Source organism: Gammaproteobacteria bacterium, from assembly GCA_013816845.1.
GTDB lineage: Bacteria > Pseudomonadota > Gammaproteobacteria > DSM-16500 > DSM-16500 > Aquicella.
The window spans coordinates 56,642-70,098 of the sequence record JACDDU010000006.1 but is presented as its reverse complement, the minus strand read 5'-3'; the positions used below and the strand labels follow the sequence as shown (position 1 = coordinate 70,098).

The 13,457-nt window shown below is 34.2% G+C and carries 2 protein-coding genes; one reads left to right on the top strand and one right to left on the bottom strand.

Annotated elements, in window-relative coordinates:
- The first annotated feature begins 64 nt into the window (after nt 1-64).
- A complete protein-coding gene (locus tag H0W64_11175) occupies nt 65-6,106 on the top strand; it encodes an ATP-binding protein (protein MBA3662285.1) in 6,042 nt (2,013 codons plus the stop codon).
- A 533-nt stretch (nt 6,107-6,639) separates the two neighbouring features.
- Here the strand turns inward: H0W64_11175 and H0W64_11170 are convergent.
- On the bottom strand, nt 6,640-13,227 hold the full coding sequence (locus H0W64_11170; protein ID MBA3662284.1) for a hypothetical protein: 6,588 nt from the start codon (nt 13,225-13,227) through the stop codon (nt 6,640-6,642).
- Nucleotides 13,228-13,457 lie beyond the last annotated feature (230 nt).

Sequence of the window (13,457 nt, the reverse complement as noted above, 5' to 3'; positions counted from 1 at the left end):
GAATGTGTTAATTTTGGCAAGTTAAAAAAATAAATATAATAATTCTACAAAAAAGAAAAAATCCATGCCAAATCAAACCTCTAAAAAATTCATTCCTTTAAGTAAAATGATTACATTTGTCACACTAGATATTTTACAACCCAAAGAAAATAGATTTACGCCTAAAGATTTTGAGAAACTTCTTCGCTCCGATGATTTCGAGAATGAAATAGATCAGTGGTTAAAGCAATTTCATCCAGCAAATGATCAATCGCTGGAGGGTGATATTTATAGCCAAAATCAAAAACGTAATCGTTCAATTGTTGAAGAGGTTAGCAATTCGATTGATGCGCATCCTGATGCTATTCATTGCATTATTCGGAATGGTTACTACGAAGTCAGGGAAGTTAATGGGCAAGGCATGTCACCAGAAATAGTCTGCACTAAATATTTACCACCGAAAGCGACAACTAAAAATAATTCTGAAAAACAAATTGGTCGATTTGGAATTGGCAGTTTTACCAAGCTTGCTCATTTAAATGATCCGAATGCATCGGTCATCGTTGAAACACGCGCTCCGGGACAAATAGGTTGTCGCTTGGAATATCGATTAGTAGAAGGCACCTTACAAATTGCAGTTGAAGCAGATGATTCCATCCAATCGTGTGGAACTGTTACAAAAGTCAACTCCACTGAGATTACAGCGAAAGATTATGAAGCAATTCTCAAAGAAAATATTGGCGATGATTTAAAAATTCCTCTTTCAATTAATGGCCAAATATTTGTTCCGGAAGATAATCATCACCAAGCTGCTATCTGCATTAATAACATTCGTATACAGCGTATCAACCAATCCAATGATAGTTTTACGACAAAAGTTATTTGGGATTTATTACATGGTACAACGATTTCTGAATCACGTGATAAGATTATTTTAGATCATGATGCAACACGGGAAACAATACGCCAAAAAATCGCAGAATTGCGAAACATGGAATATCCGGCATGGGTTTTGTATGCAAATACGATTGCGCCTTTGGTTGCAGAAATTCAAACCACAAATAATTCCTTACAATCAAAAGATAATGTATTTGATTATCTTCTACATATTGTCAATGAAAAATTAGCCTCGAATCTTAGTGTCCCAGACACACCATTTTATAAGCCTTTAGTCACTGGAAATATCATTCCTTTGCATCCAAGTTTATTGCCAGTCGACTGGATAAAACGTGTAGCCTATCTCGCGTCAGAGTTCAATCATGATAAAACGAAAATTTATGTCGCAGATCTCATTAACTATAATGAAGAAACACCATTTATTTTTGATAAAAAAGAGAATTGGGTGGTTGTTGATAAAAAGTATTATCAAAAATTAAAAAAAGAACATAACTTAGAACTCTTAGCATTAATTTTTAAATATCCCCCTAACGAAATTAACGCTGAACTTTGTGTCAGAAGTATTGAGCAATCTGATAAGCAATGTAATGAAATTGTCTATAACAAGGATTTAATAAACCATCCATTTCATAATCTTTATCAACAACATGGTTTGTTATGGTTATATGGAGAAGAAGCGACCCAACTAATATTAAATGCGCATACTGATGCTGAGGCTATTTTAGCCAAAGCAAAATCATTAATTAGCATTTATCCTATGCCAAAATATATTACTCACAGTAAATCTACCTTTTTTAACAATATCACAGGTCCTTTGCTAGCCTTTCGTTACAAAGAAAAACGCTATTATTATGATACGCAAGTTAATAGTAAACATATGATTTATGATGAACATTTTCAGATTTTAAGAGATTCAAAATGGAAAATAGTTAAGTCGAAATTACTTCAACTTTTTAATGATTACGAAGAGCACGAAGAAGCTTACAGCCTGGATTTGGATCTGACGATTAATGACAATGAATTATTTGCTCTAGAAAATCAATTAGGAACCTATGATCTTATAAATGGTAAAGGGGAAATCGTTGATGCATCAATGAGCTGCAATTATATGGTTGTAAAGCCAATCGATGGCAACTATTACGACATCATGAAGTCTGATGGTTTCAGGATTAAGCACTATTTATATCACAAAGTTAATGGACTCATAACTAAATTATCTAACAAAAATGCATCATGGGAAGTCATCCCTGATAGTTCTCTTCTAGCAAGAAAGAGCTGTGGTGAAATAATCAATTTAATTGATATTAATACAAATAAATTTGTTCTAAAAGACTATGGGAAAATTTTATCTCAGCATGGTTTTCTATTGGGGCAAAAAAAACGGGAGCATGATTTTTTCTTTGCAGGTGACAAATCTGTCACGCCCTTAATACTAACAACATTGTCTGGCAAAGTTATTGCTGAAATTAACTCTCATCTTCGTGATGAAGTGATGTATTTTGATTGCCAAACAGTAGACGAAAATCATTACAATGTATCAATTATAGATAAATCAGGCGAAGTGAATTTCATTCAAATTAACTGTTCGGCCAATACGATAAGCTGTCATCTTTACGATTCACAACAAACAATCGGGTATCCAGTATCTGCGATCATCAATACAAATGATAATAATAGTACGCTGACTTTTTTAAACGAAAAAGAAAATGGTTTGGTAGATAACGCGCATTTTAAATTTATAACGCCATATATTAATAAATCAAAAAATAGTTATTACTCATCGGATGAATATAATAAAGTCAGTTTACAAAGATTATATAACCCACAGCCGATTTTGATTTTATATAACAATCAAGTTGCGATTCTTGATCCGGAAAGTCTATCAATTATCCCTTTACCGATCAATTTTGATCCTAAACTCACCTCCATTTATAAATATGACAATCATTATTATTTTGAATATCCTGATAAAGACGCTCTCCTCGCTGACTCAGAAAGTTCATGGGGCATTGGAGGAAATAAAAAAACCAAAACTTCTATTTTTGACGTAACAGGCAAACATATTATCACCGGTAAGGATGTTCATATTTATAAAACATCAGAAGGTTATGGCTTTTATGGAGAGGGTGAAGTTTTTCTTCCAAATGGTTGTAAAATTGATTGCCCGCCAGTTAGGTATGCCAGTATTTTGACAACCGCAACAGAGCAATTAATTAGCGTTTCCTTAAAAGAAGAAGATACTTATTATAAAATCTATGATTTGAAGGGTAACGAAGTTCATGCTGATAAAAAATTATCTTTTATTGATAGTCAGAAAGAAGATGGATTTTATTCTTTTAATAGCAGAGATCCCGAGACAAGTAGGTTATATACACCGTATGGTCAGATAGAAAGGGGCGTGTTGCAGAGATGTAATTCTACTTATTCGGGAAAAGCTAATGATTTAATTACCCAAGGTTGGGGAAAAACGAATGGTTTACTCACTCGAGCCGGTTATTCTTTTTTTAATGAGACAGTGCCTGAATATAATGAGTTACTTCGAAACCACATGGTGCTATTAAATAAACCGGAAAACATGCAATTTCGACCCATCCTGATGCCGCTTTCTAAAGAGCAACTAAGTAAGAAAAGTACTTTTGATAATCTTCGATTTTTAAACCAACTTAATTTAGAGACTTATCAATACAGTCAGTGCTTACGATTTATTGATTGGCCACAAGAATATTTCAAAAAAATTGCTCCATATATAGATTGTTTTTTATATACGCCTACATTGAATCTGGAATGGGGCCGTGAATATGAAACGATTATTAATTTTTGTGAAACATTATCGTCTGCCGACCGCAATTTGGTTTTAAAAACCTTTGATTTAGTTTTAAAAATAACTCACGAGCAATTAGTCGAACCTATTGCGCAAAAACTTATTGATATCGTCGAATGTTACGGTGTCAATACACTTGCAGAATTTTATACTAGACTAAGCAACGACCAGTATGAACTTGAATTCACAAAAGACTTTATGATTCGGAAAACGCTGATTGATGAAATGCCCAGTGTATCTGGCCAATTATGCTATTATCTGATGTATCCAGAAAATCAATTATTATCTGCTCTGCAATCACCTTGTTTTGAACCTTTGATCAAGCAATCTCAAGTTTCATTACTCAATTTTATGACGGCGTTTCAATTTAATGACCGTATTTTAGAATTGTTAAAAGATCCGGCTGAGTTTATCAAGGAAGTGAATAAATGGGGTAATTATGCGGATAAATCGTATCCATTACGCTTGTTACAGCATGCGATATATCATCAGTCCGATCCTAATAAACACTTGTATGAACGTGAGTTATTACAAAACGCTTTAGATGCTTATGCTGCTCATTCATTGAAGGGAGATGATGCAAACATCCCCGTGCATTTATATCGAGAAAATAATCATTGCGTCTTTCGGATGGAAAATAAAGGCATGGGGATGAGTCTGCAAGACATTTTCTATTATTTTGGACTGGTTGGTACGTCTTCGAAACGTAGCGATAAACATCAACGATTCATTGGTGGTCATGGAGTAGGAGCTTTTACCGTTTATCATCAAGCTGAATTGATAAGACTTAAAAGCGGTAAAGGCAATGGTGAAATCTATTGTTTTGAATTTCGGCCAATCTATCAAGATAATAAGATTGTTGATATTGACATAACTTGGGATATAATGCCTGGTCATTTTGAGGGTGTAACGATTGAGCGTATTGATCGAAGCACTAAGCCTACGTTAGAAGCTTCACGTCACCATCGTACTTTTAAGATGCATGCAAGAACTGTTAATGCCGCTGTAGCAACCATTACCTTAAACGATAAGCCAATCAACCATGACTTGAAAATAATTGCAGCCATTGATATCCCCGAGATCGGGAAACTAACATTATGTCAGTCCGTTGAAGATATGATTACGGTGGGGGGATTATCAGTTCGTCCTATCAATGATTTAGATCAATTTATACCTGAAGAAATACGAAATATCGTACGTCTTAAAGGATTGATTATTGATTTGCCGAAAAAAATTCCATTAAACCGTGAAAGAACAGAAGTCATTGATGCTGACCATGTTTATGAGTTTCTTAAACCGTTTCTTATAAGAGCCTATATTGATGGTTATGTTCAATTGTTTATGCAAGAGCATATCGCATTAACAGAATTACCTTATGACTTTTTTGAATATTTTGAACTTTATATAAAAAATATGGAAATGCTAAATCCTGATTTAAAACAAGATGCGGAAAATATTAAAAATAATAAACCTCTCCAACATTACGATAAATATCAATCTATCGCTAACTTACATGAATTAATGACTTATCTACCGCTCTTTAAAGCGAAAAAAGAGAATCAATTTTTGACTAGTATGGAGAATAAACAAGATGCTTATTCTTTAAATGACCTAGCGCAATATTATATCATTCATCTTAAATTCCCAGAATTAGAAACAATGCCATTTTGTTTGCAAGAATTTGCCCATCGATATGAAAATTCGTTGGTCGCCAAAAAATATCAAAGCAATTTTGCATTGACTCTCGATAATTTTCCCGCAATTGATTGGCTGCCAGCGTATTTAGTGGAAGCGCCCGTGTGGCAAGCATTGCTTGAAATGTCTGTTTATATGGCCGAATGTATGGGTTTTAAAAACATGAAATTTGGATTTTCAACGGCAAGATCCGGTGATCTGCTCCATACTAATACTGATACTGGTACTATCTATTGGAACGTTTATGCGCTAAATGATAGTCAGAGTATTACGAACTGCATCATGCGTGATTTTGAACAACATCGTGGCATAAATCTTAATTATTATAATAAATTTTTAGACGCTATCGCCCATGAATTAGTGCATGCACACCTCGAACAGAAATGTTCGAGCACACATAATCGTACGTTTGCCCTAAAACAGCGTCAAATTTTAATTAATCTATCCCAGCATTCTGACAGAAAAACTATTATTGCGCATTTAACGAATATCTTTGATAAAAACGTCACCCAAAATTTAAAAGGGTTTATCTTTGATACCAGAGAATTCTTAAAAAAACAGTTTCTAGATAAAAATAAGAACTTAACTTTCTTTAGCTTGTTCCCAGCGTTGGCAAAGAATAATGGATCTGCAGGTGCAAAAGAAAAAAATGCTATAGATTTTGACAACATGGAAATCGATACGGAAAAATCAATGAATTCAAACGTGCTATAAGAAATCATGGTTTTTATTAATTATTGAATTGGGGGTTCGGATGATTTTAGTAAAGCTATTGTTGAAAGAATTAATGATGATGTCTCATATTACTTAAGTAAAGTGTAGATGCCTCAAGGCAATTTTGTAATTTGATAATAGTTAATGTATAAATGTCCCATTATAAGGACGGGTAGGTTATGACTATAAACGCAACCATAATTAAGTAGATAGCCTTATTTGAAAACATACATTTTATGCTCTCTAGATCAAATAGGTAGGTAGGTGATTTATGATCAGTGCTGGCTCAACCCTGTCTACAAAATCAAAATTGCGTTTAGTTTTTTTCTAACGCTAATTCTTCTTGTGCTTTATTAATTTAACTCAATCTCCATTTATTACATATTATTCATCTTATTGAATCACGTATTTTGTAGCTTTATCGCGAAGCATCTTTTTTCCTGATTCAAGAGTACCGGTAGCCGATACTCATACATCATTTATTATTTGATCATCCATGAAATGTAAGTGGATCCGTTAAATCACAAGTTAATTTAGATTTTTAACTGCTTTGCCTCTCTATTATCTTGCAATAGCGACGCGCTCATCTCCGAGCGCTGCATGACCATTGTTTCAATTTCCATCGCATCATGAGAAAGCAAATCATTTTGGAGGTCCTTCAAACAGCGTTTAAGGCCATAGAAAAAGTTACGTGCATTGAGGCTAGGGTGTTTCTTGTGTTCATCAAAATAATCTTTGGTGAATTGCGTTGGTTCTGGATGGCCAGCCGCTTTAGCAATATATTCAAAGTCGTTGAAAGTGTAATTATCCATGGTTATCTTGTGTAAGCGATTAACGATGGCACGTGATGAAACTTTACAACCATCATATTGCGGTGGATTCTGTGAAGCAAAGACGGTAAAACCAGGTTTTGTTGCGGGTTGATTTTTTAAATCAACGCCCGTCAGCAGCTGATTTAGCAATGTTTCCAATTTTGGATTCGCATTTAATTCATCCAATATCACTGCACTTCCACCATGGAAAGCTTCAAGTAATTCTTTCTCATCATTTAAACTGCCGGCAGTAATTTGAATATACTTCATTTGTGTGTCGGTCGCATCACGACGTAATCCTGCTTGTTCTAATGCAGTCATGTACAAAGTTGATTTGCCAATACCAGATGGACCTTCAATCAAGGGACCCAACTTTCCTAAAAAATTTGTTTTTTTATTTATCCGTAACTGGCGCAATTGCAAATCATTCTCTATCAATCGCCAAATATGGTATTTAGCCGGTGGGATAATCACATTTTTATCTTGTGGCAACTGATGGGGTATGGGTTCTTGCCAAGAACCCCCAAGAGAAACTAAATAATTTTTAAATTCTTTTTGCGCAGCCACATTTAAGAAGATTCCAGACATTTCATCATATATAGCTTGTAATGTATGATCTCGCCACGACAATCCCATGGTATATTTTTGCAGCAGGGTGATGCGCGTACAAATATTTTCAATGTCACGCAATGTGATTTCTGCTGCATGTTGTTTACTACTTTGTAGATAGAGATAACTTTGAATAATTAATTTATAGATTAAATCCATTTCATTCGCTTCGTTAGGCAAAGCCAAAGGATTCGCAGCTTGCAAATATTTTTTTATTTGCGTTTGGATAAATTCACATTGAAAGGGAGCAAACCAAATGACATGGGCTTTATCCCATAGAACAGGATGGAAATTCCGCAATGAGTAATGCAGACTATTTCCAGTGCCAATGACTTGCTGCGTCGTTATGGGATAGTATTCATGGTCATAATACACCAAACCCTTCTCAAGCCCGCGTAAAAATTCCCATTTACCTAATTTAGCAAAATTTACTTCATCTAATAATAATAAATTTCCTTCCTCAGGATGGGATAACCAGCGCTTAATCGAATCTTCTCCAACGCATAAAGGAATGCCTAATTGCTTTGCAACGAGTTTTGCAGTATATGTTTTGCCCGTGCCTGAATCACCCAATAAAAGTATTATTTTGTTATTTCTATTTTCCAATGCTTTCATTAATCTATTTAATTGCTTGTCGTAACGATTATGATGGTGTGGTTTAAATAAAGCTGGACTAGCATCGGGGCTAAATTGAACGATAGCGCTAATTTTCTTTTTGACAGCTTCAGTTACTTTGGGAACACCGTCTGATGTTTTTCCATTTAGATCAGCACTTGAACTAAAACAGCTAAGCAGAATCGTTGGACTAAGACAATTTACAATTCGCCAAAAATACCGATCAAAATCTTGCTCACTTTTAACTTGCGCAAGAAGTGTTTTAAGTTTTTCTACACGTACGAATGTCTCATTTGATTTTGAAAAAATTAATTTTGCTAAGACATTTAAAAAAGCATAGTGCTCGCTATCATGACGATAATGATAAGTTAAAATTGACTTGATCGGATTTTCAGATTCTGTAGGCGTTAAGCAATAATCATAAATTGATTTAATTTTTTCATAGCCATAGGTATTCGGATCGGGATATTTGGCATTTTTAGTCTCAAGCGTTGAACTCATTGCTAAAAACGTTTCAACTTTATCTAGCAAAGCAGTATTAATGTCCTTCACTTCAGTTTTCAATTGCTGTGTGTAATCAGCCAATTGGGCATTGAACTTGTATTTTCTTACATCATTGATAAGTAAGTTTGGAGGACTGACGACAATAAGCTTACCCGTAATTAATCGACGCTCACCATTGATAAAAAGAAAAGGTGGAGTATAAAATAATGTTTGTATCGCACTAAATTCATTTTTAGTTAATTCTCCACATAAAATAACAGTCTCTCCCTTGATTAATTTGTTTAAGAGGGGAAGACATGTGTCTTCGGCACGGATTTTTTTGTTAAGACGGAATAGGGTGATATTTTCAATAAAATTAGCCCATAAATTTTCATCAGAAATGTAAAAAATGTTTTCATTTGCGAGTTGTAATTCGGTTTGCAAAATTTTTGTAGTGAAATGAATGTCATTCGTTTCTACAAGTGCGTTTTCTTTTTTTAGATTAGCTTGCTTAATCCACTGATTCAGGGATTCAATTATTTCTGTATTTTCTATATTATTTTGTGGAGATTGATAGAAGTGAAAGCGAGTAGCCTTTTTAATATCGAGTTCGGTTAAGGTGTCGTAAATGCGTTGCCATTGATCTTGAGACAAATCACTTGTTAAAATAAATTGGTCACCGTTTTCGTACTCTTGCAGCCATGTTTTTTGATTACTACGAATACGTTTATCTTGATCAACATATTGTATTTCAAAAAGATAATTAAATGTTTCTGGACTAATATAATAGCGCTTACCCGTAGCATTGATTTCCGTATCCATTACTACAGTTGCGGGCTGTGGTTGGAAGGAGTTATTTTCCAAATACACTTTAAAACCCGGCTGATAAGTAATTTCTTCACCATTAACTAAAATTTTATCTTCTGTCGTAAGCTGATGCCAAAAGCGGCAAAAAGATTCATCATTAAAAGGCGCATTTTGAATAATGATGGGTTTGCCTTCTTTCATCGCTGCGACTAGGGGACCGGACTTTGAGATAAGTTGATCACCATCAATACTGAGATCTTCAACTAAAAACTTTGCCCAATCTGAACTATGATATAAATTAACAGGTTTTATATTCTTATCTAAAAATGATTCTTCACTTAACCATTCACGTTTTGGAAAAGAGGATGCGTTTGGGGTTGTGATCTGATTGGGAATGTTAACTTCATCACTACGCGAAACAAACACATCATTCGCTTCAATCGATTCAGGCAGTAACCCGACTAAATGAATATTCGAGGCAATAGATTGTCCATGGAGGGTGGGCGGTTGATCCATCATACTTTTATAAATCACTCTTTGCGTTGGATCGAATTTGGTCCAATTAACAATATTGGTTCCAGATCCTTGCGTGATCATTTTCTTTAAGGGACCATCGATGGTGGTTTCTTCACCGTTTTCAATTTTAATCGTTTCAAATAATGATTTGAGTTCATCTGGATTATCAATGTAGGTACTTTGCTGATGATTTTTTCGTAAATAATCATAAAATGCAGTGTGCCAATGCCATGCATCATTTTTTTGTTTTGTTCTAAGCAAAGTTGGTTTTTCATGATTGATTATTTTGTCACTGAATTCATCAAAATTATGCACTCCATTAACCCAAGCATTATTATCCCAGAAATATGCATGGTAATCATGTAATGGCATGGCTTCTTCAATCGTAGGTTTATTCGGTTCCTTGCTAGAACTATTATGATCACCCAACCAGACCTTTTCATTGAATTTTAAATGTTCACCATTACCTTTTTCTTTTGGAAGGTCGGTCGCTTTTTTCGGGATAGCCAAATTGCCTGGTATTAACGCTTTATTAAGAAAATTGTTTTTCTCTACTTTTAGTTTTGTGGCACTACCACCAACATCAATGCCATGCCATACGGTTTTATTATTATTTATGATGGGTACTTCAATAAATTCATGACATGAATTTTTATTGATGCGGGCCGGTATTTTAAAATAATGGCAAAGCGCCATGGCAGCTGCGCTACGGTGTCGACAAGAGCCACGGCCTTCTTTGATGACTTCAATTAACCCCGAAATTTTATTATTTTTGTTATCGTCAAGTTCTTTATTAGCAAATTCATTGCGACAATAATTGATAATGATATTTAATCTATCTTCTTTAGTTTTTGCTTTTATTAACTTCTGTACTATAGGTAAATACAGATTTCGATTTATAAATTTTAATATAGCTTGATGTAACTTGGGAGGTAGTTTTGGACAATGATCATCATCAACTGCGTGTAAAATCTTAGATTGCTCATATTCCTTATCTTTTGTTATGAGATAATGTAAATAAATAGATGCTAAGTGCTGGCCTGGTTTGATGCTAATAACAAATTGGTCCGTGTTGTCACAATAAGAGAGATTTAGCTTTTCACTTTCAGAAATATCGATTAATTGATCTTGAGAAGACAGCCCATTCAATACCAGGGATTCATTTGGTTTTAAACGTGTTGTAGTTATACCATGATAAATATCACCCATTGGCTTTTTGTCCTTGGGCAAATCCACGGGTCTTAAGTCTTTAAAAGCATCCCCAGGTTTTAAACTAATGACATCATCATCGCTTACTTCAAATTGGTCGTAAATTCTCGCACGATAGGCAGCTGTAGAAGGGTCAACGCCCGGGTGAGATAAGTTTTCGAAGATTTGTAGCGTACGATTTTCTTTCGTGGGTGAAGTATAAGTATCCGCATCGAGACCAAGATTTTTACTCGGTATATTGATCTTTTTTACATTGTTATGGACTGAAGAGCCAGATAAGGGCATGGAGGAAGAATTGGATGACTCACCAATGTTATCCTCCATCGTCTCAGGCTCACAAATGGTTATCGGAAGTTCCAGATCCGAGTGCGTAGGATGCGTATAATTGAAATGGTAATAGGACAATTCATTCCAAAGAGAAGTAGAATCATAATCAGAAGATGCATCTGATGCCAAATGGGACGAATTTAATCCCTCAGACTTTTGCAAATTTCCACAGTTCTCTAATTGTACGTTTTGTAATTCTGAGCAATTTTGCAATCCTTCAATTGCTGTTAACTTCTCACAATCTTTTACTATTAATTCTTGAAGTTGACAATTTTTTTCCAATTTTAAATGTGGTAGAAGTGGTGCAGAATCAATTGTAAGTGATTGTAGATCTGTGCAATCGTTGAGATCCATGACCGTCATGTTTATATTTTTACATTTAAGTTTTTTTAATTTAGTTAAATTTTTAGCAATAAAAGTAACCGTTGTTGATATTGAAATTCCGGTGAGCCCGCTTTTGCTAAATGTTAATTCTTCTAAATTAATGCAATTGTCGATTCCTTTTGTCACGTGCTCTTTTGCTAACCCACAATCCCAATCAATATAGGCATTTTTTAAGCTTTTCAAAGGGGTAAAATTAATTTGACTGGTATCACCCACAATTTTTAAATTTTCTAATTGTGATAAATTTTCAAAACCAGTAATTTTACTTAGGGAATGGCAGTGCTCTAATGTCAAATCTTTTAAATGATTAAATTTCGATAAATTAAGTTCTTTTAAAAAATTGCAGGAACGAATACTTAAAGATTTTAATTGCGTACAGGCTTGAAAAATATTGTCGAGTTCTTCATTTGCACATCCGTTTATAGTTAATTTGGTTAAATTCTTTAGCTGACTTAGATCCAGATTCTTTAAGCTGTCACAGTCAATCACCAACTCATTTAGGTTTTGCAAAACATCAAGCCCGATGATTTCTTTAAGCTTTGGCATGTCTAGGCTAAGTTGTTCCAAATTCTTGAATAATGAAACGTCTACAACTGTAGGGTAATAATCATTGACCCGTAATGATTTTAAGTTTGTTGCAAATTTTTCTGCAAGTAAGCCTGCGTTATCTTTTTTATCGCGTACAGTTTCTAATAATTCTTTTAAATCCTCCTCTGAAAAATGATTAACCCATGTGAAATGATAGCGTGCTGTTCTACACAAAATAGTATTGAATTTTTCAGAAATTTGTAAAATTGTGTTAATATTTTCATCACTCAAATTAAGTTCACATCCATATCCTTCTCTTTGGAGGGTTAATTGATCAGGCGCACTCGATCCATTGTAGCTAATCAAAATAATAAAATGCTTTAATTCATTCCATAAATTTTGGCGTTTTAATTCATCTATGATCACATATTGCTTAATATCTTCACCTTGGCTTAGTAATTCATTTTGCAAATCATAATTAAGACAAGGTTTGAAATTTACTGCTTTTGCATCCTCTTTTTTAATTTGCGCAAATTCACCAGGTGCAAGTCGCACATACACTTCAAATCCTTCGTTATATAAAAAGCTGAGTAAGTTCCAATCTCCTTGGTGCATAGGCGGCAAGAAATAATATGAATTGAGTATGATTTTTTTGTAATTTGTGGCCCCACTTGGTTGGGTCGTGCGCCAATGGGGTTGTTGATGGATAAAGCGTGGTACATCTAAGCGGCTAGCATGGGTATTTTGCCAAGAATAGACATCGACGGTATTTGTTTTTTCATCACTTATTAATCCAAGCGCTACTAGTTTTTTCTGAAGATCGGCTCTCATTGCAACTCACTCAGTTATTTTTATTATTTGGAAGTTTCTAATACACAATTTTCAGCATTATAATTTTATTTGGATTTATTTTATATAAAAAGTAAAAAACAAATCCTACATTTCATGGAAACCTTTGGAGACAATTTTTTATTTGATGTAATAGGTTTCGAAAACTTTCATGACTCGCAAAAAAATTAAGCATTTTATCTAATGAAAATTGGATGGCTATTATTTATGCT

Coding starts and splice junctions, on each gene's coding strand:
- H0W64_11175 (MBA3662285.1), top strand. CDS start 65: ATGCCAAATCAAACCTCTAAAAAATTCATTCCTTTAAGTAAAATGATT.
- H0W64_11170 (MBA3662284.1), bottom strand. CDS start 13,227: ATGAGAGCCGATCTTCAGAAAAAACTAGTAGCGCTTGGATTAATAAGT.